We start from the raw sequence: 23,114 nt of genomic DNA on the forward strand, positions 1-23,114 counted from the left end.
TACTAAAAGCGAAAACCCACGCCAAGCGGCGTGGGTTCGGCTCACAGCCGGTTACTTCTCAGCATCGTCCTCGTCGAGCGGAGGGAACTCAGGATCCCCGAACTCGTCGAGCGGCTGCGCCTCCGCAACCTCGTGGTCTGCTGGGGCTTCGCCTTCTCCGAGACCCGACTCGTTCATTGGGTTCGACAGCGAGCGCGACTGGGCGATGTCGTCGAGGACGGCATGCACGTAGGGTGCCGCCTTGTCTGTCGAGTACTCGCTGGCGAGCTCGACGCCTTCCACGATGGCCGTCGCCGTGGGCACGTCTGGGTTGAACAGCAGCTCCCACGCCGCGACGCGCATGATGGCGCGGTCGACGGCCGGCAGGCGATGGAACTCCCAGTCCTCTGAGAGGAAGCGGGCGATATTCTCGTCGACAATGTCGAGTTCCTCGGCCGCGCCGCGGACGATCTCTGCCGTGTACTCCGCGATGGGAGCCACACCGGACTCCTTGTCGCGGGCAAGCTGAATGCGGTCCTCCACGATCGCGACGGGATCGATATCGCGAGTCTCGGCCTCGAAGAGGATGTCGGCCGCGCGGCGACGCGCGCGGTAACGTGCGGTGTGTCGCTTGTAGTTGATGTCGCGCGACTTCTCTTTATCACTCACAGCGAGGGGGTGCCTTAGTTATTGACGCGGGAGAGGTACTCGCCGGTGCGGGTATCGATCTTGAGGACGTTGCCGATCTCGATAAACAGCGGGACCTGGATCTCAGCACCGGTCTCGAGGGTGGCAGGCTTGGTGCCGCCCGAGGAGCGGTCGCCCTGCAGGCCCGGCTCGGTGTGCTCGACCTTGAGGTCGACGGAGATGGGCAGCTCGCCGAAGAGGATCTCGCCCTCGTGGAAGGAGACCTGGACCTGCATGTTCTCCAGCAGGAACTTGCCAGCGTCACCGAACTTGTCGAACGGAACCTCGAACTGCTCGAAGGTCTTGTCGTCCATGATGACGTAGTTGGAGCCGTCGTTGTACAGGTAGGTCATCGTGCGGCGGTCGACCGTGGCGGTCTCGACCTTGACGCCCGCGTTGAAGGTCTTATCCGTGACCTTACCGGTGACGACGTCCTTGAGCTTGGTGCGCACGAACGCAGGGCCCTTGCCCGGCTTGACGTGCTGGAACTCGATAATCTGCTGCAGCTTGTTGTCCATCTTGAGGACAAGGCCGTTCTTAAAGTCGGTGGTATCAGCCATGGAAGGTTTTTCTCCTGGGTCTTTTACGAATGAATAGGCGTGTGAAAACAGTGTCTAAGCCTACCACCGCGCACGGTCCCTGCTGGAATGGGACCCGCGCACGGGGACGCAGGCATTAAATCTCGCGCATATCCTTCGGGTACTGCGTAATGATCTGCGGCGCGCCCGAGGTGATGATGAGCGTGTCCTCGATGCGCACGCCGCCCTTACCCGGCACGTAGATGCCCGGCTCGATGGTAAGCGTCATGCCCTCGGCCAGCTCGCCCGTGCCGGTCTTCGCAGCGTACGGCCCCTCGTGGACGTCGAGACCCACGCCGTGGCCGGTGGAATGGACGAAATACTCGCCGTAGCCTGCGTCCTCGATGACGGTGCGGCTCGCGGCGTCGACGTCGACGAGCTTCGCGCCCGGCACCGCGGCGCGCACGCCGGCCAGCTGCGACTCGAGCACGACGTTGTAGATTTCCTTGGCGAAGTCGTTGGCCTCGCCCACGACGAAGGTACGCGTGCAGTCCGAGTTGAAGCCTCGGAGGTGCGCGCCGAAGTCGATGGTGACGAGGTCGCCGTTTTCAATAACGCGGTCGTCCGCGCCGTGGTGCGGCTTCGCGGAGTTCGGACCGGAGGCAACGATGGTGTCGAAGGACACGCGCTCCGAGCCGAGGGTGCGCATGCGGTACTCGAGATCCGCGGCGACCTGGCGCTCGGTGCGTCCCGCGGCGAGCTCGCCCGCGTCGATGAGCTGGGTGAGCGCCGTGTTGGCCAGCTCCGCGATCTCGGTGAGGCGGCGCAACTCGTGCTGGTCCTTGACCAGACGGATGTCTTCGATAACACCGGTGACGGGCACGAGCGTGATATCGGAGGGCGCGGCTGCGGTGAGCTTTTCCAGCTGGGAGACGGAGACGTAGTCCGCCTCGTAGCCCACGCGCATGGGGCCGGTGAGGGTCTTGAGCAGCTCCTCGCCTACCGCGCGGCCCAGAATGGCCTTGAGATCCGGGACCTCCTCGGCGATCTGCGTGGTGTAGCGGCCGTCCGTCGCCATCGTCGCCGTGAGATCCTTGCGCAGCAGCAGGCCGCCGTTGGATCCGGAAAAGCCGGACAGGTAGCGCACGTGCGTGAGGTGGGTGACCAGCATGGCGTCGATGCGCTGGCCGGCGAGCTGCGCGGCGAGCTTGCGGCGACGGTTACTAAAACGGGTATCAGCCAGGGCCATGGTGGTCTCCTCTGTCATACAACGGCCGGGACCCCAGCGCGTGACGCGCGGGGTCTCGTGCGGACGAAACGAACGCCCTCTATGGTAGCCCGGTCCACGGCCGGAAATGCTCGATTGGGGGTAATTGACGCCGCGCCGCTGCGCCTACGCCGACTGCGCGAAGTATTCGAGCGCCGCGAGGTAGCCAAAGGTGCCGAGACCCGCGATAACGCCGCGCGCAATCGGTGACAAATACGAGAAGTGACGAAATTCCTCGCGGGCGTGGACGTTGGAGATGTGGACCTCGACGAAGCCCGCGCCGTCAGCAATCTCCGCCAGCGCGTCACGCAAGGCGACCGAGGTGTGGGTAAAGCCGCCGGGGTTGATGATGACGCCCGCCTTCGCGTCCGCCGCGGCGTGGACTCGGTCGATCAAGGCACCCTCGTGGTTGGACTGGAAAAACTCGACCTCCAGGCCCAGCTGGGCGGCGCGGTCGGCGACCATGGCCTCCACGTCCGCGAGCGTCGTCGAGCCGTAAATCTCCGGCTGGCGCTTGCCCAAGCGGTTGAGATTCGGTCCGTTGAGAACGACAATCTTCATGAATTCTCCTTTACTCCGAAATGGCCTCGTACGCCGCACGCATCTCATCCTCGGTGGCGTCTTCAATGCGCGTCGTCGCGCCGATATCCGTGAGCGCGACGAAGCGGATATGGCCGCCGCGGTTCTTCTTATCGTGCGTCATGCCGGCGTAAAGCTCCTCGAAGTGGCCGCCCTCATACGTCGTGGGCAAGCCTATCGCGGTCAAAATAGCGCGGTGCGTTGAGAGCAGCTCAGGCGTAATAAGCCCGCGCGCCGCCGAGAGATTCGCGATAAACATCATGCCCACCGCGACGGCGTTGCCGTGGCGCCAGGTGTAGTGCTCGCGCAGCTCGACCGCGTGGCCGAAGGTGTGGCCGTAGTTGAGGGTTTCGCGCAGGCCCGACTCTTTGAGGTCCTGGCCCACGACGTGGGCCTTAACCGTAATCGAGCGCGTGACCAGCTCGGGCAGGAAACCGTCCACGTCGAGGCACGCAGCCGGATCTACGAGATAACGCTCGATGATGACGGGATCGTGGATGAAACCGGTCTTAATGATTTCCGCTGAGCCGGCGCGCAGCTCGTCTTCCGGCAGCGTGCGCAGGAGGTTGAGATCCACGAAAACGGAGTCCGGCTCATGGAACGCGCCCACGAGGTTCTTGCCTGCTGCGGTGTTGATGCCGGTCTTGCCGCCTACGGCGGCGTCGACCATGGCCAGCAGCGTCGTGGGAGCTTGAATGACCTTGATGCCGCGCATCCAGCCAGAGGCCACGAAGCCGGCGAGGTCCGTCGCCGCGCCGCCGCCCAGGCCGATGAGCGCGTCGGCGCGCGAAAAATTCGCCTCGCCCAGCTGGTCCCACAGCTCGCCGCACACGGCGAGCGTCTTACCCGCCTCCGCGTCCGGGATGGGCAGGAGCACCGGCGTCACATTGAGCGATTCCAACGCCGAAGCGATCTGGCGCGCCGCCGCCGCAAGCGCCGGCTGGTGGACGATGCCCACGTTACGCGCACCGATGGTGCGCACCCGCGCGACGATATCGTCAGACAAATCGTGGCCAATGCTCACCACATAGGGGCACGGGCCGTTGACGGCAACGGTGTCCTGGATCATGTCTTCTCCTTAGAGGCTTTCGAGGAAGCTCAAAATATCGCCCACCACTTGCTGCGGCGAGCGGCCGTCGGTACGCGCGCGGAAGTCCGCGACCTCGCGGTAGTACGCGGCGCGGTCCTCGAGCAGCTGGCGGTAATGCGCGACGGGATCTGCAGCGGCGAGCACCGGCCGGGTGTTCTCGTTGGCCGTGCGGCGCACGCCTTCCTCCGCGCTCACGTCGATGAGTACGACGGTCATCGCCTCGAGCAGATCGCGGTTGGCCTGCGAGATCACGGCGCCACCGCCCAGCGAAACCACGCCATCCGACAGCAGCGCGTTGGCCACGTGCTTTTCTTCCAGCTCACGGAAGGCCGGCTCGCCGAGAGCTGCGAAGACCTCGCCACAGGAGCGGCCCTCGGCGGCCTCGATGAGCGCGTCCGAATCCACGAACTCACAGTTGAGCGCACGAGACAGGCGGCGGCCGATGGTCGACTTTCCCGCCCCCGGCGGGCCCACAAGCACGACGCGCGGACGGTGACCGAAGTGGATGGCCTTCTCGACGGTCTCCGGCCCCGCGGCCGTGACCTCGTCCGCGACAGGCTGCGGGCTATTGAGTCGGTCGGTCATCTACTCCCCCTCCGGAAAGCTCAGGCGTTTAGCGACATACTCCTGGTACGCCGCGATATTGCGCTTCGTCTCGGCGAGCGAATCCCCACCGAACTTCTCCAGGACCGCACGCGCGAGCACGAGCGCCACCATGGCCTCGGCGACCACGCCGCCGGCAGGCACCGCACACACGTCGGAGCGTTGGTGAATACCGCTCGCTGCCTTGCCCGTGGCCATATCCACGGTCTTCAGCGCGCGCGGCACCGTCGAAATCGGCTTGAGCCCCGCGCGCACGCGCAGCGTCTGGCCATTGGTCATGCCACCTTCCAGGCCGCCCGCGCGGTTCGTGAGCCGCGTGACGCCGCCCTCCGCGCGCACCATCTCGTCGTGCGCCTCGGAGCCACGGCGGCGAGCTTCCTCAAAGCCGTCGCCAATCTCTACGCCCTTGACTGACTGGATGCCCATGAGCGCGGCCGCCAGCTGGGCATCCAGGCGATCCTCGCCCGAGATGTGCGAGCCCAGCCCGATGGGCAGGCCGTCCACGATGACCTCCACGATGCCGCCTAGCGTGTCTCCCTGCTTCTTCGCCGCCTCAATCTCGGCGACCATGGACGCCTCCGCGCTTGCCGATGCCGCCCGCACCGGCGAAGCGTCGATACCCTCCAGGTCAGCGAAGGTAGGGGTGGCATCGGAAGGCTCAGACGCCCCGATGGAGATGACGTGGGAAAATACCTCGACGCCGAGGGTCTCGCGCAGGAAATTGCGCGCGACGGTAGCGGCCGCAACGCGGGCGGCGGTCTCGCGTGCAGAGGAACGCTCGAGGATGGGGCGCGCGCCATCGTGGTCATACTTCACCATGCCGGCGAAATCGGCGTGGCCTGGGCGCGGGCGGGTGAGCTTGGCGCCGCGGCCCGACTCCATGCCCTTGGCGACCTCCGGATCGTCCATGTCCAGCGGTGCCGGGGACATAATCGTGGTCCACTTGGGCCACTCGGTGTTGCCGATCTGGATGGCGATGGGGCTGCCAATCGTCTTTCCGTGGAGGATGCCGGCGAGCAGCGTGAGCTCATCCTGTTCAAACTTCATGCGCGCGCCGCGGCCATAACCCAGACGACGGCGGGACAGTTGCAAGGCAATCTCTTCTTCTGTGATGGGAACGCCAGCGGGCATGTGCTCAATCATCGCGATGAGCGCCTGGCCGTGGGATTCTCCGGCAGTAGTCCAACGAAGCATGCGGATTATTATCGCACGCCGCGCGGGCCCATGCTGGCACTAGGTCGCCAGTGCTTTTAAATTCATATGCCGTGCGGCCCCCACATACCCCACGCGAGGACGCTGCCCGCCGCAGCAAGCATGCCAGGGCCATGCGCGGGAGCGGGATCACCTGCGCCAGCCCAGTGCCACCGCGCTGCCTGCGCGACGAGCGTCGCAACGTTCGCGAGGAAGACCGCCGCAAGCACGCCCGGCCACCCCGTTACGTGTGCCACGGCGATGCCCAGCGATAGCGCAAGCTTGATATCCCCGCCGCCGATGCCGCCCCGGGCCACCCCCAGCGCCAAATACAGTCCCGCCCACGCGCAGCCGGCGAGGCTTATCCAGGGCAGCGCGCCAGCCGCGGCGGGCAGCGTGAGCCACGCGGGCAGCCGGCGCTCGCGCACGTCGAAGCGCCACAACGCAGCCGCCCAGGCTACGACGAGTATCCCCACGAGTCCACCCCACATGCCGCCCGATACTAGCGGTCCCGAGCGTGACGCGCAGGCTTAGCCGATCTGCAGCACGCTGCGCAGCTCGGCGAACGCCTCAGGCACGACCGCGTGCGTCACGGTGCGGCCTTCCTTGGTGCGCGTGAGCAGGCCAGCCTCCGTGAGACGTTTGAGGTGGTGGGACACCGTGGGCTGCGTCAATCCGGTGAGAGCAACGAGGTCGCCGACGCTCATGGGCGCACAACCCGCGTCCGCGATTTGTGACAACAGGCGCAAGCGCGTGGGGTCAGCGAGTAGACCGAAGAGAGCGGCAAAGCGCGCGGCGTCGGACTCCTCGAGGAGCCCCTCACCCAGGCTGCAGCACGGTTCAGAGTAATCGCGAAGAGGAATCTCCGGGGACGAATTCATATTCCCATTTTATATTGACGCCATAAACTATGAAAATTAAAATTAATATTTACTTACATCTATACTAATAAATTTGGAGATTCATGCCACGGCTCTCATTCCTTGACCGCTTCCTTCCCCTGTGGATCCTTCTCGCCATGGGTCTCGGGCTGGTGCTCAGTCGCGTCGCACCCGGCCTCGCCGCGTGGCTCGACGGCGCCAAGATAGGCACGATTTCGCTGCCCATCGCGCTCGGCTTGCTCGTCATGATGTATCCGCCGCTGGCGAAAGTGCGCTACGACAAGGCGGGCGGCCTCGTCGCCGATAAGAAGCTCATGACGCTCACCATCGTCCTCAACTGGGTGGCTGGCCCGACCTTCATGTTCGCGTTGGGTTGGATCTTCCTTCCGGACCAGCCAGAGCTGCGCACGGGGCTTATCATCGTCGGTCTCGCGCGCTGCATCGCGATGGTGCTCGTGTGGTCCGACCTCTCCTGCGCTGACCGCGAGGCTACCGCCGTCCTCGTCGCCATGAACTCCCTCTTCCAGGTCCTCTTGTTCGGCGTCCTCGGCTGGTTTTACCTCCAGATTCTGCCGAGCTGGCTGGGATTATCTACCACGTCCGCGGATTTCTCCTTCTGGGCCATTGTGGTCTCCGTGCTCGTCTTCCTGGGCATCCCGCTGCTCGCTGGCATCGCCTCGCGGCTCATCGCCGAGCACACCGCTGGCCGCGAGTGGTACGAAAAGCGCTTTCTGCCCGTCGTCTCTCCTCTTGCGCTGCTCGGGCTGCTCTACACCATCGTCGTGCTCTTCTGTCTCCAGGGCGAGTACGTCATGGCGCAGCCCTGGGCCGTCGCGCGCGTCGCGCTGCCGCTGCTGTGCTACTTCGTGGTGATGTTCGGCGTCGCACTCGTCGCGGCCCGGGCCGCGGGCATGCCCTACGATCGCTCCGCGTCCGTCGCGTTTACGGCGGCGGGCAATAATTTTGAGCTTGCTATCGCCGTGGCCATCGGTACCTTCGGCGCCGAGTCCGGCCAAGCGCTCGCCGGTACGGTGGGCCCACTTGTCGAGGTTCCCGTGCTCGTCGCGCTCGTCTACTTCATGCGTTGGGCAGGGCCCACGCTCTTCCCCGCTGACGCGACGTTGCCACCGGCGCGCGTTTAGTCGCGCTTCTTCAGCGCTTCGAGGAGCGCGTCCACCATCGCTGCGCGCGGCGCCGAGAGCCCGGTGAACTGCTCGAATTGGCTGAAAGACTGGTGCGCCAGCATGATGTGCCCACCCACGGTGGGATAACCGTCCGCCGCAGTGTATGCCATGAGCGGTGTGGGTAGCGTGTCGTAAATGACGTCGAGCACCGGCGCATGGCTGAGCGCCTCGAGGTGGTCCGTGAGTGCAGCGGACGGCACTGTCGAGACGATGACGTCAGCCTGCTTGACGCGCGCCCGCAGATTGTCGGCGTAGCTCACCGGGGTGAGGTTGAGCTCGAGGGCATCGGCAAGCTTGGCAAACTCTGCCGTGCGGTCCCGGCGGTTGAGCACATCGATGTCGCGGTAGCCGCGTTGCGCCAAGCCCCACAGTGCCGGGCGGGCCGTGCCACCGGCCCCAATGACCAGTGCCCTGCGGCCCGTGCCAGGCGTGGCCCCCATGAGCTCAGCCAAGGCGCCGGCGATGCCCTCGGTGTCTGTGTTGTCCGCGCGCCAGCCGCCGCCCTCGAGGCGCACGAGCGTATTCGCCGAGCCCATAAGCCGCGCGCGGTCGGTGACCTCCGTCGCGAAGTTGAGGGCGGCGAACTTACCGGGCATCGTCACCGAGAACCCACGGAAGTCAGACTCGGACTCCCCCACGCGCTCCGGCAGCTCCTCGGCGGTGGTCTCGAAGCGCTCGTAGCTCCAGTCGTCGAGCCCCAAGGCCGCGTAACCCGCATTGTGCAGGACGGGCGAGAGCGAGTGCGCGATGGGTGAACCAAGAACGGCGGCGCGGGGCATGGAAAGGGCCTTTCACTAGGACGAACGTGAGCGGCAGACGGCGGAGGGTCCCGGCGAGAACCTACGGTTCCGTATCCACAGTCTGGATCTTTGCCCATTATATTGGGCAAGAAAATCGGGGTTATCCACAGGCGCACGCACGGACCATTGCCGCGGTAGTGACGCTGGCCATAGCGTCGCAGGCATGACTATCTCCTATGTTGAAGCGACCACCATTGGCGTCGACTCTCTCCGCGACCTCGTCGGTCTCGAATCCAAAGACCTCCGCGCCCGGGGCGTGCCGAAGACCGATGCCTTCGACGGCGTGAAGCTCGCCCACATCTACTGGGGCCCGACGCACGCGACGCGCTTACAGCGCAAGGCTCGCGATGCTGCGCGCACCCGCAGGCATACCGTGAAAACGTTGAAGAAGATCGAAAACCACGTCAAAAAGGAAAAGAAAACTCCCGACCGGCTGCGCGTGAAACTTTGCGATACGCCCGCCGAGAAAATCGACGAGGTGGCCGCGAAATGGCTGCCCGCGCCGGAGAAGAAGCCAACGGCGCGCCACACGTACCGCAAGGACGGCTGGCACAAGCTCGTCCTCGACACGAACGAGCCGTGGCTCATCGACTTGTTCAATCTTCTACCCGGAGTCAACGAATCCGGGCCGCAGAATTTCGACAACCTATTAGAAGGATTCAAGGCGCTCACCGAGGGCAAAGCCAAAGACACCGTGCCCGGGCGCGCGGCGCATATCGTCATCACTCTCGATGATGTTGAAGAGATCCTCGATGGAACCGCGGGCGAGAAGAAGTTTCGCGCCACGGACGGGACGGTGCGCACGGGCAAACAGCTCGTCGAGGAGAAGCTGCTCGGCGCGGGGCTTGTCACGCTGGCCACGCGGTGGAACGAGCCGGTGGATTGCTACCGGGTCACGCCGCTGTTCAATCGGAAGCAGACCGCCATGGCGTGGGCGCTATGGCCGCAGTGCATCCACCCGGGTTGCAAGGCGCCTGCCATGAAGTGCCAGCGCGACCATCTCATCGCCTGGGCGAAAGGCGGGATGACGAACGCGTCGAATCTCGTGCCGCTGTGCGCCCACCATAACGGCAAGAAAGCAGATGGGAATTCCTATTTTCGAGACGAAGATGGCGTGCTGTGGTTCGTCACACCGTACGGCAAGCGCATCGAGTGCACGGTGGACTAACACGGCAAGCGCCCCGCCCGCGGAGTGCGGACGGGGCGGCATGCGGCGGCGTTACTGCTCGGCGTTGCCTGACGCGCCGGCGCCTTCGCCCTCGCGCTGCGAGTCGAGAATGCCGGAGTTGATGGCGCGGTCGACGTTGGCCAGGTGCTCATCGTAGTTGTTGCTGAACACCGTGGTGCCCTGCTCGTCGACGGTGACGAAGAACGTCCAGTCGCCCTCAGCCGGGTTCTCCATGGCCTGGATGGCGTCTTCGGATGGCGACGCGATCGGAGTATCCGGCAGACCGTCCTTGGCGTAGGTGTTCCACGGGGTCTCGCGGGCGCGGGCCTCGTCCGTCGTGGCGAGTTCGACGTCCGCGAGGTCATAGTTAACCGTGGAGTCGAACTCGAGGCGCATAGGCTCGGCGAGACGGTTGAGGATGACGCGGGCGACCTTGTCGAACTCGCCGGCTGGCGCCTCGCGCTCGACGAGGGAGGCTGCGGTGAGCAACTCGTAGGGGCTCAGGTTCATCGCCTGCGCGCGCTCCACGATATTGGTCTCGTTGTACTGCTTCGTCGAACGCGTGATGAGGTCGGTGAGGATCTCCTGGGCCGACATATTCGGGTCCAGCACGTACTGGCCAGGGGCGATGAGGCCCTCAAGGCGCTTCGGGTCGTTGCCGCGCGCACGGATAGCGTCGAGTGCCCATTCCGGGGCACCAAGCTCGACCGGGTCGACGTTGGCCGCGACGCGCTCCAGCTCTGCCTTGTCCACGCAGGAACCGTCAGAGCAGGAGACCTTGGAGATCTTCGAGTAAATGCCGTAGCGGATATCGCCGCCGACGACGACCACGTCGCTGAGCGTGAGGCCGCCGGGCACGTCGAGCATGTCCACCTTATTCTCGTCGTTGAGCAACGCGGATACGGCGGACTTCGCGCTCATCTCCTCCTGCAGGCGGAAGAAGCCGGGCTGAATCTGCGAGGCCATCGGGTTGTTGGCGACGGCGGTCTGGAAGGACTCCTCCGAGGCGACGACATTCTTCTCCACGAGCTGGGGTCCCAGCTGCGACATAGAGCTGCCCTCTTCGACTTGTACGAGCTGCGTCACGCCGTTGCCCTCACCTTCGTAGTCCTTAGGCACGCCGAGATCGCGCAGGTTATGCCACGCGACATAGCCGATCGTTCCGACGATCAGCACGATGGACGCGACGAGCACGGCCAAGCCGTTTTGGCGTCGCTTGACGTACTTCGGTTCCATGCGCTTGCCGATGCGCTGTTCGTTGCGGCTCACTGAAGCTTCAATCTCCTCGTTTCCGGGGTGCCGCGGCCAGGCGTCGCGCCGAGCCGCGGGCGGGGACTTAGTCCGCCAAGGCGTTAACGCGGCCGTCTAGCCACGACTGCAAAATCTCTACCGCCGCCGCTTGGTCGATGACCGCGCGGCCCTTGCGCTCGCTCACGCCAGACGCACGCAGTGCATGAGTCGCAGCGACTGTGGTGAGACGCTCGTCCGCCATGCGTACGGGAGGTAGAACTTTATCCATAGTGGCACCTGCGGCCAGCCTACGGCGGATGCGAAACGCGATTTCTTTAGCATGTTTCACACTTTTTGACCCATTGGCGTGCAAATCACGGGGCAAACCGACCACGACTTCCACGACATCGTAGTCCTCGATGAGTTCGAGGATGCGGTCGATGTCGCCTTTGTCGCGGTCCTTGAACCCCGTCTCGCGCGGCACGGTCTCCACGGGCGTGGCGAGCTTCGCGTCACGGTCGGACACGGCGACACCAATGCGCACCGTGCCCACGTCGAGCGCAAGGCGGCGGCCCAGGCCCGGGTCGTCGACGCCGGGCTTATCGGGTTCGACTTTCGCCATTGGCTTAGAGCGACTCGACGTAGCTCTTGAGGGCGGCGAAGCCCTCTTCGATGCCGGCGGCGTTGGAGCCGGAGCCCTGCGCCATGTCCGGCTTGCCGCCGCCCTTGCCGCCGACGAACTCGCCAAAGCGCTTGACGAGGTCGCCGGACTTGACGCCGCGGGCGATGGCGGCATCGGAAGCAGCGGCGATGAACGGCACCTTGGGGCCGTCCTCGGCAGCGAGGAAGATGATGGCAGCCTCGTCGCGGACGCGGTTGCGAATCTCCGTCGCGACGGTGCGCAGGTCCTTGCCGGACGTGCCCTTGGGCAGGCGCGTGGTGAGCACGCGGAAGCCGTTGATGTCACCGGCACCGGCGAGGAACTCCGAAGCCTTCGCTGCGAGCTGGGCGGAACGCAGATGCTCGATTTCCTTCTCCGCGGCCTTAAGCTTCTCTGCCAGCTGGGCGACGCGCTCCGGCAGGTCCTCGGTCTGGACCTTGAGCTCGCGGGAGACGCCCTCGATAAGCGCGGTCTCCTTAGAGTAGTAACGGAAGGCGTCGAGACCCGAGTAGGCCTCGATACGGCGTGCGCCGGAGCCCACGGAGGACTCGCCGAGCACGGAGACCGGGCCGATCTGAGCCGTGGCGCCGACGTGCGTACCGCCGCAGAGCTCGAGGGAGAACGGGCCGCCCATCTCAACGACGCGGACCTTCGAGCCGTAGTTTTCGCCGAAGAGCGCCATGGCGCCCATGGCCTTGGCTTCCTCGAGCGAGGTCTTGATGGTGTTGACCTGGAAGTTCGCGTCGACAGCCTGGTTGGTAATCGTCGCGATTTCCTGCAGCTGCTCCGGAGTGAGCTGCTCGGTGTAGTTGAAGTCAAAGCGCAGGTAGCCCGGGCGGTTCATAGAACCGGCCTGGACGGCCGTGGGGCCGAGCACCTGGCGCAGGGCGGCGTGGATGAGGTGCGTGGCGGAGTGCGCCTGGACGGCGCCATGGCGCCACTCTTCGTTGACCTCCGCCGTGACGGACTGGCCGAGGTCCAGGCCGCCAGCCGTGACGGTCGCCTTGTGGACCCACAGCTTCTTGCCGATTTTCTGAACGTCGCCGACCTCAAGCAGGGTCTCGCCCGCAAAGAGGCGACCACGGTCAGCCATCTGGCCGCCGGCCTCGGCGTAGAGCGGCGTCTGGTCGAGGATGACCTCGACCTCGTCGCCCTCGGAGACCTCGGTGACCTTTTCGCCGCCGCGCAGCAGGCCGATGACCTTTGCGTCGGAGGTGAGCTCCTCGTAACCGGTGAATACGGTCGGGTTATTATCGACCCACTCGCGGTAGATGGACAGGTCCGCATGGCCGTGCTTCTTGGCCTGATTATCGGCCTTAGCGCGGCGACGCTGCTCGCCCATTGCCTCGTTGAAGCCGTCCATGTCGACCTCGAGGCCGGCCTCGTTAGCCATCTCAAGCGTGAGGTCGATCGGGAAGCCGTAGGTGTCGTGCAGCTCGAAGGCCTTGTCGCCAGAAAGGACCTTCGGCGTCTTGGCGCGTGAGGTGTTCTTGAGCTCCTCGACGGCCTCGTCGAAGAGCTTCGTGCCGGACTCGAGGGTCTTGAGGAAGGCCTTCTCCTCGGTGAGGGCGACGCGCAGGATGCGCTCGCGGTTGTCTGCAATTTCCGGGTAGGACGGCGTCATGGTGTCCATGATGGTGTTCATGAACTGCTCCAGCGTGGCGCCCTTGGCACCCAGCAGGCGAGCGGAACGCACGATGCGGCGCAGCAGGCGGCGCAAGATGTAGCCGCGGCCCTCGTTGGACGGGGTGACGCCGTCGAGGATGAGCATCATGCCGGTACGGGAGTGGTCAGCGATGACGCGGAAACGGATATTGTCTTCCTTCGGCGCGCCGTCGCCGTACGTGGAGCCGGTAAGTTTCTCCGCCTCGTCAATGACGGGGCGCAGGAGGTCCGTCTCGTAGACGTTGTCCACGTCTTGGAGGATGCAGGCCACGCGCTCGATGCCTAAGCCGGTATCGATGTTTTTCTTCGGCAGCGGGCCCACGATCTCGAAGTTGCCCTTGCCGATGCCCTCGCCGCGCTCATTCTGCATGAAGACCAGGTTCCAGATCTCCATGTAACGGTTATCGTCAGCAATGGGGCCGCCCTCAGCACCGTACTCCGGGCCACGGTCGTAGTAGATTTCCGAGCACGGGCCGCACGGGCCGGGAATACCCATGGACCAGTAGTTGTCTTCCATGCCTAAACGCTGGATGCGGTCTTCGGGCACGCCAATCTTGTCGCGCCAGATGTCGCGCGCCTCGTCGTCGTCGAGGTACACCGTCACCCACAGCCGCTCCGGGTCGAGGCCGAAGCCGCCGTCCTCGAGCGAGCCGGTGAGCAGCGCCCAGGCGTGCGTGATGGCGCCTTCCTTGAAGTACTGGCCGAACGAGAAGTTGCCGGCCATCTGGAAGAACGTGTTGTGGCGCGTCGTAATACCGACTTCCTCGATGTCGAGGGTGCGCACGCATTTCTGGATGGACGTCGCCGTGCCGTTGGGGAACGGCGGGTTCTGCTGCCCCAGGAAGTAGGGCTTAAACGGCACCATGCCGGCGTTGACGAACAGCAGGTTCGGGTCGTCGAGGATCAGCGAGGCGCTGGGCACGGCCTGGTGGCCGGCTTTGACGAAGTGCTGGGTAAAGCGTTCCCGAATCTCATGGGTTTTCACGTCGCAAACATCCTTATGTGCGGTAGCGTCAGCGGGGCGCAGCGCGCCCCTGGGTTTAACTCGCACAACTTTACCCGCTCCCCGCACATCGGGCGGAACCGGGGCGCATACGCGCCGCTATTTTTTCCCGCGAATGAGGTTGCGCAGCCGCCCCAGGTAATCGCGGATGCGCGACTCGGCGCCGTGATTAGTGGGCTCGTAGTAGACCGCACCCGCCAGCTCGTCCGGCAGATACTGCTGCGCGACGACGCCGCGCGGGTCATCGTGCGGGTATTTGTAGCCCACCGCGTGGCCGAGCTTTTTCGCGCCTTCGTAGTGGCCGTCGCGCAGGTGGGGCGGGACGTGGCCAATCTTGCCCGCGGCGACGTCCGCCTGCGCCGCAGAAATCGCCGCGATAACCGCGTTCGACTTCGGCGCCGTCGCGAGATGAATGGTCGCCTGCGCGAGCGGAATGCGCGCCTCGGGCAGACCGATAAGCTGCGCCGCCTGCGCGGCCGCAACGGCCGTGTGCAGCGCCGTGGGATCCGCCATGCCGATGTCCTCAGACGCATGCACCATGAGCCGCCGCGCAATAAATCGCGGGTCCTCCCCCGCCTCAATCATGCGCGCGAGGTAATGCAGCGCCGCGTCAACATCCGAGCCACGGATGGACTTAATAAACGCGCTCACGACGTCGTAGTGCTGGTCACCGTCGCGGTCATAGCGAACGACGGCGCGATTGACGTTGTCCTTAATCGCCTGCGGGGTGATCTCCCCGCCGTCCGGCACAGCCTCCGCCGCGGCCTCCAGGTAGGTCAGCGTGCGCCGGGCGTCGCCGCCCGCGAGCAGGACCAGCTGGTCCAGCGCCTCTTCCGTGGCTCCCACGCGCTTGCCGATGCCCCGTTCGTCCTCCAAGGCCCGCCGCGCCAAGGTTTTCAGATCCTCCGGCTCCAACGAGTTGAGCTGGAGCAGCAGCGAGCGCGAGAGCAACGGCGCCACGACCGAGAACGACGGGTTCTCCGTCGTCGCGGCGACGAGCAGCACGGTGCGGTTCTCCACGGCGGCAAGCAGAGCATCTTGCTGCGTCTTGGAGAAACGGTGGACCTCGTCGATAAAGAGCACGGTGCGTCGGCCTTGGATGAGCTCTTGGCGCGCGTGCGTAATGACCTCACGGACTTGTTTTACGCCCGAGTCGAGCGCGGACAGCCCCACGAAGTTCTGGCCCATCGCCGACGCGATGAGCGAGGCGATGGTCGTCTTCCCCGTACCAGGCGGGCCGTAGAGGATGACGGAGGCCTCGCCGGAGCCCTCAACGAGGCGACGCAGCGGCTTACCCTCGCCGAGCAGATGGTCCTGGCCGAGTACCTCGTCGAGCGTGCGCGGGCGCATGCGCGCGGCGAGCGGGCTGCCGGCATGCGTAGCGAAGAGATCGCGGCCGGGGCGGGGCGCTGCGCCGGAGGGGGCATCGGCAGGCGCACCGAAGAGGGATTCCTGTGCCATATCAGTACGTGGATGGCGGGAGAAGGCGTGCGGCGACGTTCTGCGCGAAGACGGAGACGGGCAGGCATTCGTCAGTCTCACATTGTGCAGCGAAACGGCCGAGCGCCTCGAAGGTCTCGAAGAGGTCCTGGCGCACGAGCAGTTCGTCCTCGCTGAAGTGGCCCTCATCCGGGCTGCGGAGGATGGACTCACGGTTTTCCGTGGCGAGGATGTCCTCGCCGCGCGCGAGCGCGAGGATGCCCTCCAAGCTATCGGCGTAGAGCATCGTCACCGAAGACAATGCCCAGCCGATGAGCGAGGAAACAAGCAGGCGGTGGAGCTTATGCTCGTCCGCGTAGCGTGGCCAGGTCTCCGCGATTTCGCGGGCCCACGCGCCGACGAAGACGTCGGCCTCTTCGTTGGAGATGGGGCGCGAGAAGAGGAACTGCGGGAATCCGGCGATGACACACGCGACGTCGAATCCGACGTTGCGGAAACCGGCCCACTCGTAGTCGAGGAAGTAGATCTTGTCGCCGACCACGATATTGTCCGGCGAGAGATCAAAGGGCGTAAACGCGCGGGAGCGGCCGGACTGCTGGATTTCGGTGGCGTGCGTGGCCAGCTCCGTGAATTCAGCGGGCGGCTCGAGACCCGCGTCGCGCAAGAGGTCAAGGCCCATGAGAATAGAGCGCTGCAGTGCATCGTCGCGCTTAGCCTGGTTCGCGCGGTAATCGGGGTGCTTGTGCAGCATCCGCGCGAGCAGCGCCTCATAGTCCTGTTCGCGGCCCGCAGTGCCCGCATGCATGAGGCCGAGCTGCTCGCCGAGCAGGCGCACGATTTTGATGCGCTCCGCGTCATCGGCGGCGCGCAGGCGATCGACGAGGGTGTCGGCATCGCCGATGTCGGTGAGCACGACGATGCGCTGGTCCATGTCATAGGCCAGCAGCACCGGACCAGGGCGCACCTCCTCGGGAAGCGAGGTCGTGAACTGGTACGCAACGACCTCACTCATGAACGCCGAGTCGTCGATGGCGTGGCCTGTGACGGGCATGTGCTTGACCACGACGGAGCGATGCGGAAGGAACGCCGACGAGGACAGCCGCGCGCGGACGACCGTGGCGTTGCCCGAGCCACCCAACAGCTCGACGTCGCCAAGGTCCGGCGTGCCACCAAAGCGCCGCGCCAAGAGGTCGCGGGCGATGGCGACGACGCGATCGACGTCGAGGTCTTCTTGGGGAGCGTGCGGTGCGCCTAACGCGCCGTCTGGCGCGGGACTACCCGTCGCTGCGTCCATGATCTCTACAGCCTCCTGCACGAGTGCGTGCGGCGTGGATGCGCACGCGAAATAGAAAGTCTTGGCGGCGCGGCTGCGTAGGCCGCGCCATGGGCGTGGGCTCAGGCTACCTGCGACCGGTTCGCGTGAAGCACGCCGGTCCGCGGCAGCCGAAGCCTCGACAGGCTCGCCTTAAGCCTGGGCGGCGTCCTTCTTCGCCTTCTCCGGCTTGAAGTCCACGCCGGTCTCCTTGCGCTGCGCGGCCGGAATCGGGGCCGGGGCATCGGTAAGCGGGTCGACGCCGCCGCCGGACTTCGGGAAGGCAATGACGTCGCGAATGGACTCAAAGCCACCGAGCAGGGAGACGATACGGTCCCAGCCGAAGGCGATGCCGCCGTGCGGCGGAGCGCCGTACTGGAAGGCGTCGAGCAGGAAGCCGAACTTCTCCTGGGCTTCCTCTGCGCCAATGCCCATGACGTCGAAGACGCGCTTCTGGACATCATCCTGGTGGATACGGATGGAGCCGCCGCCAATCTCGTTGCCGTTGCAGACAATATCGTAGGCGTAAGCCAGCGCGGAGCCCGGGTCCTTGTCGAAGGAGTCGAGGAACTCCGGCTTCGGCGAGGTGAACGCGTGGTGCACAGCAGTCCACTTGGAGTGGCCGAGCGCGACGTCGCCGGAGGCGGTGGCGTCTGCGGACGGCTCGAACATCGGGGCGTCGACGACCCAGGTAAAGGCCCAGTCGCCGTCCTTGATGAGGTCGAGCTTCTTGGCGATCTCGCCACGCGCGGCGCCGAGCAGCGCGCGGGAAGACTTGGTGTCACCGGCAGCGAAGAAGATCGCGTCGCCCGGCTTCGCGCCGACATGGGCAGCGATGCCCTCGCGCTCAGCGTCGGTGATGTTCTTAGCGACCGGGCCGCCCAGCGTGCCGTCCTCGCCCACCGTGATGTAGGCCAGGCCCTTAGCGCCGCGCTGCTTCGCCCACTCCTGCCACGCGTCGAACTGACGGCGCGGCTGCGAGGCACCGCCTTCCATGACGACGGCGCCGACGTACTCGTTCTGGAACACGCGGAAGGTGGTGTCCTTGAAGAAGTCCGTGCACTCGACGATCTTGATGTCGAAACGCAGATCCGGCTTATCGGAGCCGTAGTACTTCATGGCGTGGTCGTAGGTCATGCGCGGGATCGGCGTGGTGATCTCGTAGCCGATGAGCTTCCATAGCTCGACGAGGATTTCCTCGGCCAGCGCGATGATGTCGTCCTGGTCGACGAAGGACATCTCAACGTCGAGCTGGGTAAACTCCGGCTGGCGGTCAGCGCGGAAGTCCTCATCACGGTAGCAGCGGGCGATCTGGTAATAGCGCTCCATGCCAGCGACCATGAGCAGCTGCTTGAACAGCTGCGGGGACTGCGGCAGGGCGTACCAAGAACCCGGCTTCAGGCGAGCCGGCACGAGGAAGTCGCGGGCGCCTTCCGGCGTGGAACGGGTGAGCGTCGGAGTCTCGATTTCCGTGAAGTCGTGGGAGTCGAGGACCTTGCGCGCAGCACGGTTGGCGGCAGAGCGCAGTCGCAGGGCATTACCTTGGGACTTGCGGCGCAGGTCGAGGTAGCGGTAGCGCAGGCGGGCTTCCTCGCCCACCTCACCGGAGGTGGAGGGGTCATCGATCTGGAACGGCAGCGCAGCAGACTTGTTGAGGACCTCGAGGTCAGACACGTTGACCTCGATCTCGCCCGAGGCGAGGTTCGGGTTGGCCGAGCCCTCCGGGCGCGGCTCGACGACGCCGGTGACCTTGACGCAGTACTCGGATCGCAGATCGTGGGCGCGCTCAGCAACCTCGGACTCGCGGAAGACGACCTGGGCAATACCGGAGCGGTCGCGCAGATCGATAAAGATCACTCCGCCGTGGTCGCGACGGCGGGAAACCCAGCCCGTCAGCGTCACGGTCTCACCGGCCAGCTCCTTGCGAAGCTCGCCTGCCAAATGGGTACGCAGCACTAGTGCTCATTCCTTTCAGATTTTTATTTCTCGGGGCCATCCGCCACGCGTAAACGGCGCGCGCAGTATGACCCACAAGTCGTGTTCCCGCCGAATGGGTCCTCGTTGGCCCCGGGGCGGCACCCCGCCTGGCGGCGTGCTCCGCGGCGCGGCGCACTGTGTCATAAAGGGCGGCCCTCAAGTTTACCCGCCCTCGCCCCACCGGGCAGTGATGAGGTCACCCCCACCCGTCCGGGTGAGTGGCCTGCAGACGCCGGATACACACTCGTCACTTATCTTTTACCCCAACCTGCGGGACGCGCAGTCCGAAACTGTGGTTGGATTGATTTTATGACATTTCGCTCAGGAGCAAATTACGAAGGCAGGCGCGCACGATCGGGTTCAGGCGGTCGCCGCGGCGGAACCATTGCGGCCGGCGGCGGCATTGGCACCCTGCTCCTCATCGGCCTGTTCCTGCTCATGGGCGGCAACCCCGGTGATCTAGGCGGGATGCTGGGCGCGAACGATTCTCAGGGCCAGATCGAGTCCAGCGAATCCACAGACGGAACCGATCCGCTCGCGCACTGCGACTCTGCAGAAGCTGCCAACACGTACGACGACTGCCGCGTCGAGGCGACGGCTCGTTCCGTCGACCAAGTGTGGACGGCCATCCTGCCGGAGCAAGCGGGGCTCGACTACACGGAGCCGGGACTTGTCATCTTCCAAGACGCCACCAATTCCGGCTGCGGCTATGCCAGCGCACAGACCGGCCCCTTCTACTGCCCGGGCGATCAGTCGGCGTACTTCGACACGTCCTTCTTTGACCAGCTCACCCAATTCGGCGCCGAGAACGCTCCGCTTGCGCAGGAGTACATCGTCGCGCACGAGTTCGGTCACCACATCCAGCAGATTGAAGGCACGCTCGGCCTGTCGAACTACAACCAGCCGGGCGAAGACTCCAACGCGGTGAAGATCGAGCTGCAGGCCGACTGCTACGCCGGCATCTGGGCGCACCATGCCTCTGAGCCAGGCGCCAACGGCGAGGAGCCGTACATCGAAAAAATCACGGACGAGCAGGCGCAGTCCGCCATCGATACCGCCCGCGCCGTGGGCGACGACAATATTCAGCGTCGCTCCGGTGGCCAGGTCCGCCCCGACCAGTGGACGCACGGTTCTTCGGAACAGCGTGGCAACGCTTTCCTCACGGGTTACCGTGAGGGCACGATGTCCGCATGCGACTACTTGGAGCGCGGCGCCTACAACTCTTAAACGTCACACTGTGAGAGTCACGCATCATAGGCCCGCGACAACAGTGGGTAGTCTCACGTGGTCACGGGCCGTTATGTATACAGTAGCCAACTCCACGCCACTGTCCGTTAACCTCCTGGCAACCTTGATCTTTTAGGTTTGACGGGTCCCGTTCGCGGGCTCTCGACTTAGAAGGAAAGGAAAGCCGTTGTCCCAAGCGATACACGCTGCCGCCCCCGCACCCAACAGTGCGCCGGGCAGCACAAAATCCAATGACTGGATATGGCATCTCTCGTTCGGCTTGCTCACGGCCGTCACGCTCGTCTGGTTTCTGCTGTGGACGAACGGTTACGTGGCCGAAGGCTCCAACAAGCTCGTCTTTATCACCGCCGTCATCTTCGCGATGTTCATGGCGTTTAACATCGGCGGTAACGATGTCGCTAACTCCTTCGGCACCTCCGTGGGTGCTGGCACGCTGACTATGAAGCAGGCGCTCGGCGTCGCCGCCATCTTTGAGGTCTCGGGCGCCATCCTGGCAGGCGGCGAAGTTACAGACACGGTGCGTTCCGGCATCGTGGACCTCGACGCCATCAATGGTCTCGATCCCATGGAGTTTGTCTACATTATGATGGCCGCACTCCTCGGCGCAGCAGCCTGGCTCTTAGTCGCCACGCGCATGGGCTGGCCGGTTTCGACGACACACTCGATCATCGGCGGCATCGTCGGCGCGGCTCTCACCGTCGGCTTCACCACCCACAAGGGCGGCTGGGAGATGGTCCAGTGGGGCGGCATCGGCACCATTGCTATCTCCTGGGTCCTCTCCCCCGTACTCGGCGGTGTGGCGGCCTGGCTGCTTTTTGGCTGGATTAAACGCTCCATCCTCTACTACAACGACGAAGCTGACGCAAAGCTGCGGGAAATTAAGACCCGCCGTTATGAAATGCGCGAAAAGCACAAGTCCAGCTTCGACCGCATGGACGAGCTGCAGAAGATTTCCTACACCAACGCCATGGCCCGCGACGCCGCCCTCGTGGCTGAAGAGAACTTCGACGCTGACCAGCTCGAGTCTGATTACTACCGTGAGCTCTACGCCATCAACATGGAGCAGTCGAGCGTCAACGCGCACCGCGCCTTGGAAAACTGGGTGCCCATTCTCGCCGCCGCGGGCGCTGTCATCATTTCCGCGATGATGCTCTTCAAGGGCCTCAAGCATGTGGGCCTTGACCTATCCTCGCTCCAAAACTTCCTCATCATGGGCATGGTGGGCGCCGTGGTGTGGATGGCCGTGGCCATCTTCGCGCGCACCCTCAAGCGCCACTCGCTGCAGCGCTCGACTTTCCTGCTCTTTAGCTGGATGCAGGTCTTTACCGCTTCCGCCTTCGCCTTCTCTCACGGCTCCAACGACATCGCCAACGCGATTGGCCCCTTCGTCGCCGTCATCGACGTGCTCAAGACCGGCCAGATCTCGGATGAGGCAGCCGTCCCTCCGGCCGTGATGATCGCGATGGGCATTGCGTTGATCGCCGGACTGTGGTTTATCGGTCGCTTCGTTATCCAGACCGTGGGTTCCGGCTTGACCCAAATGCACCCTTCCTCCGGCTTCGCCGCTGAGCTTTCCGCCGCTGCAGTCGTCATGGCCGCGTCCCTGTTGGGCCTGCCGGTCTCCTCGACCCATATCCTCATCGGCGCCGTCCTCGGTATCGGTATCGTCAACAAGGCAGCCAACTGGAACCTGATGAAGCCCATCGCCTTGGCATGGGTCATCACGCTACCGGCCGCCGCAGGTATCGCCGCTGTGACGGTGTCCATCCTTCGCGTCGTCTTCTAATAATCACCTCAGTCGCCTAAGCCGCCGCCCGGTCACCCGGGCTGGCGGTTCCGTCGTTTTCGCGCGCTGTCAGCGTGTGGTCACGCAGGTAGACTCGGGCACCATGACGCACACCTCCGCAGCCTTCTTCGCCGCATTCAACGACATCGAACAACATCTGCGCTCCCGGCTCAACGCCAAGAATTCAGACTCCTTCTGGTGGATGGCGGACCGCGCCGTAGAGCGGCACATCCTCTCAGGCAAGCAGGCGGAAACGCTCAAGGATTATTCCAACCTGCGCAACGCTATCGCGCATGGCCGCTACTACGACGGCGACCCCATCGCAGAGCCGCACCCGCGCGTCGTCGAAAGCATCGAAGGATTGCGCGACCTGCTTACTAATCCGCCCACGGCCTTGAGAATCCTGGGGGGACAGGACGTTGTCGTGCTGGAACCCAATGCATCCATCTCACAGGCGCTAAGCCTCATCGCCCAACACGACTTTTCGCAAATCCCCATCTATGAGAATGGTTCGTTCCTCCAGCTGCTCACCACCAACGTCATCACGCGGTGGGTCGCCGCGGACCTTGAGGATAATAGCCAGCTCGACGCCGTGACCGTGCGAGAAGTCCTCGCTTTCGGCGAGCCTGCAGACCGCGCCGTGTTCCTTGACCGCCAGGCCACCGCGCAGGAGGCCATAGACGCATTGACGGATCCCGCGAAGGACGGCACGCACGCATGTGCAGCCGTCATGACGGAGCACGGTAAGAAGAACCAAAGCCCCATTCGCATCATCACCCCCTCTGACCTGTCTGAACTCATCGACGCCGTCGAGTGGGAATAGATGAATTTCCGGTTGTTGTTAC

Annotated in this window: 21 protein-coding genes; 5 read left to right on the forward strand and 16 right to left on the reverse strand. The window is 64.6% G+C overall.

Translation table 11 applies throughout. From position 1 onward, the window contains the following. Positions 1 to 51: 51 nt before the first annotated feature. From nusB to HMPREF3227_RS12295, 9 genes are all read right to left on the reverse strand, one after another. Positions 52 to 648 (reverse strand): transcription antitermination factor NusB, encoded by a 597-nt coding sequence (gene nusB, locus HMPREF3227_RS12255; protein ID WP_066513375.1) that lies wholly within the window; start codon positions 646 to 648, stop codon positions 52 to 54. Positions 649 to 662: 14 nt separating this feature from the next. Continuing rightward, positions 663 to 1,226 carry an elongation factor P gene (gene efp / locus HMPREF3227_RS12260; protein WP_066493128.1) on the reverse strand — a complete coding sequence of 188 codons (564 nt, stop codon included), beginning with the start codon at positions 1,224 to 1,226 and terminating at the stop codon, positions 663 to 665. 115 nt (positions 1,227 to 1,341) lie between these two features. Further along, on the reverse strand, positions 1,342 to 2,433 hold the full coding sequence (locus HMPREF3227_RS12265; protein ID WP_066493125.1) for a M24 family metallopeptidase: 1,092 nt from the start codon (positions 2,431 to 2,433) through the stop codon (positions 1,342 to 1,344). A gap of 144 nt (positions 2,434 to 2,577) precedes the next feature. Continuing rightward, complete coding sequence (gene aroQ / locus HMPREF3227_RS12270) at positions 2,578 to 3,012, reverse strand: type II 3-dehydroquinate dehydratase (RefSeq protein WP_066493119.1); 435 nt, start codon at positions 3,010 to 3,012, stop codon at positions 2,578 to 2,580. Positions 3,013 to 3,022: 10 nt separating this feature from the next. After that, a complete protein-coding gene (aroB, locus tag HMPREF3227_RS12275) occupies positions 3,023 to 4,099 on the reverse strand; it encodes a 3-dehydroquinate synthase (RefSeq protein WP_066513376.1) in 1,077 nt (358 codons plus the stop codon). A gap of 9 nt (positions 4,100 to 4,108) precedes the next feature. Further along, positions 4,109 to 4,705 (reverse strand): shikimate kinase, encoded by a 597-nt coding sequence (locus HMPREF3227_RS12280; RefSeq protein WP_082723333.1) that lies wholly within the window; start codon positions 4,703 to 4,705, stop codon positions 4,109 to 4,111. Beyond that, positions 4,706 to 5,917 carry a chorismate synthase gene (gene aroC / locus HMPREF3227_RS12285; RefSeq protein ID WP_066513377.1) on the reverse strand — a complete coding sequence of 404 codons (1,212 nt, stop codon included), beginning with the start codon at positions 5,915 to 5,917 and terminating at the stop codon, positions 4,706 to 4,708. It lies immediately after the preceding gene. Positions 5,918 to 5,979: 62 nt separating this feature from the next. Next, positions 5,980 to 6,405 (reverse strand): prepilin peptidase, encoded by a 426-nt coding sequence (locus tag HMPREF3227_RS12290; RefSeq protein WP_066493112.1) that lies wholly within the window; start codon positions 6,403 to 6,405, stop codon positions 5,980 to 5,982. 39 nt (positions 6,406 to 6,444) lie between these two features. Beyond that, a complete protein-coding gene (locus HMPREF3227_RS12295) occupies positions 6,445 to 6,795 on the reverse strand; it encodes an ArsR/SmtB family transcription factor (protein WP_066513380.1) in 351 nt (116 codons plus the stop codon). A gap of 83 nt (positions 6,796 to 6,878) precedes the next feature. Here HMPREF3227_RS12295 and arsB point away from each other — a divergent pair, with 83 nt between their 5' ends. Beyond that, positions 6,879 to 7,937, forward strand: a complete 1,059-nt coding sequence (gene arsB / locus HMPREF3227_RS12300) for an ACR3 family arsenite efflux transporter (RefSeq protein ID WP_066513381.1) — start codon at positions 6,879 to 6,881, stop codon at positions 7,935 to 7,937. Here arsB and HMPREF3227_RS12305 read toward each other — a convergent pair. Then, positions 7,934 to 8,758 (reverse strand): shikimate dehydrogenase, encoded by an 825-nt coding sequence (locus tag HMPREF3227_RS12305; protein WP_066513385.1) that lies wholly within the window; start codon positions 8,756 to 8,758, stop codon positions 7,934 to 7,936. The genes arsB and HMPREF3227_RS12305 overlap by 4 nt on opposite strands. A 184-nt stretch (positions 8,759 to 8,942) precedes the next feature. On the opposite strand from HMPREF3227_RS12305, the gene HMPREF3227_RS12310 reads away from it, so the two are divergent. Then, positions 8,943 to 9,947 (forward strand): HNH endonuclease signature motif containing protein, encoded by a 1,005-nt coding sequence (locus HMPREF3227_RS12310; RefSeq protein WP_066513386.1) that lies wholly within the window; start codon positions 8,943 to 8,945, stop codon positions 9,945 to 9,947. 51 nt (positions 9,948 to 9,998) lie between these two features. Here the strand turns inward: HMPREF3227_RS12310 and mltG are convergent, their stop codons facing one another. The 6 genes from mltG to aspS all read right to left on the reverse strand — a co-directional run bounded on the left by mltG (position 9,999) and on the right by aspS (position 19,214). After that, on the reverse strand, positions 9,999 to 11,183 hold the full coding sequence (mltG, locus tag HMPREF3227_RS12315; protein WP_066513473.1) for an endolytic transglycosylase MltG: 1,185 nt from the start codon (positions 11,181 to 11,183) through the stop codon (positions 9,999 to 10,001). Positions 11,184 to 11,283: 100 nt separating this feature from the next. After that, positions 11,284 to 11,799: a Holliday junction resolvase RuvX gene (gene ruvX, locus HMPREF3227_RS12320; RefSeq protein ID WP_066513389.1), complete on the reverse strand. Its 516-nt coding sequence runs from the start codon at positions 11,797 to 11,799 to the stop codon at positions 11,284 to 11,286. A gap of 4 nt (positions 11,800 to 11,803) precedes the next feature. Beyond that, positions 11,804 to 14,488 (reverse strand): alanine--tRNA ligase, encoded by a 2,685-nt coding sequence (gene alaS, locus HMPREF3227_RS12325; protein ID WP_066493100.1) that lies wholly within the window; start codon positions 14,486 to 14,488, stop codon positions 11,804 to 11,806. Positions 14,489 to 14,605: 117 nt separating this feature from the next. Continuing rightward, complete coding sequence (locus tag HMPREF3227_RS12330) at positions 14,606 to 15,967, reverse strand: replication-associated recombination protein A (RefSeq protein WP_066513391.1); 1,362 nt, start codon at positions 15,965 to 15,967, stop codon at positions 14,606 to 14,608. A 1-nt stretch (position 15,968) separates the two neighbouring features. After that, positions 15,969 to 17,240 (reverse strand): phosphotransferase family protein, encoded by a 1,272-nt coding sequence (locus HMPREF3227_RS12335; RefSeq protein WP_230384125.1) that lies wholly within the window; start codon positions 17,238 to 17,240, stop codon positions 15,969 to 15,971. A 171-nt stretch (positions 17,241 to 17,411) separates the two neighbouring features. Then, entirely contained in the window at positions 17,412 to 19,214 is a 1,803-nt protein-coding gene (aspS, locus tag HMPREF3227_RS12340; protein WP_066513394.1) for an aspartate--tRNA ligase, read from the reverse strand. A 330-nt stretch (positions 19,215 to 19,544) separates the two neighbouring features. On the opposite strand from aspS, the gene HMPREF3227_RS12345 reads away from it, so the two are divergent. From HMPREF3227_RS12345 to HMPREF3227_RS12355, 3 genes are all read left to right on the forward strand, one after another. Further along, positions 19,545 to 20,462, forward strand: a complete 918-nt coding sequence (locus HMPREF3227_RS12345) for a KPN_02809 family neutral zinc metallopeptidase (RefSeq protein ID WP_066513395.1) — start codon at positions 19,545 to 19,547, stop codon at positions 20,460 to 20,462. A 187-nt stretch (positions 20,463 to 20,649) separates the two neighbouring features. Beyond that, on the forward strand, positions 20,650 to 22,269 hold the full coding sequence (locus tag HMPREF3227_RS12350; protein ID WP_231732361.1) for an inorganic phosphate transporter: 1,620 nt from the start codon (positions 20,650 to 20,652) through the stop codon (positions 22,267 to 22,269). A 103-nt stretch (positions 22,270 to 22,372) separates the two neighbouring features. Beyond that, positions 22,373 to 23,092, forward strand: coding sequence for a CBS domain-containing protein (locus HMPREF3227_RS12355; RefSeq protein ID WP_066513397.1), 720 nt, complete (start codon positions 22,373 to 22,375; stop codon positions 23,090 to 23,092). The last annotated feature ends 22 nt before the right edge of the window (positions 23,093 to 23,114 follow it).

Origin of the sequence: Corynebacterium sp. CMW7794 (assembly GCF_001563605.1) — a bacterium.
Taxonomy (GTDB): Bacteria; Actinomycetota; Actinomycetes; order Mycobacteriales; family Mycobacteriaceae; genus Corynebacterium; species Corynebacterium phoceense.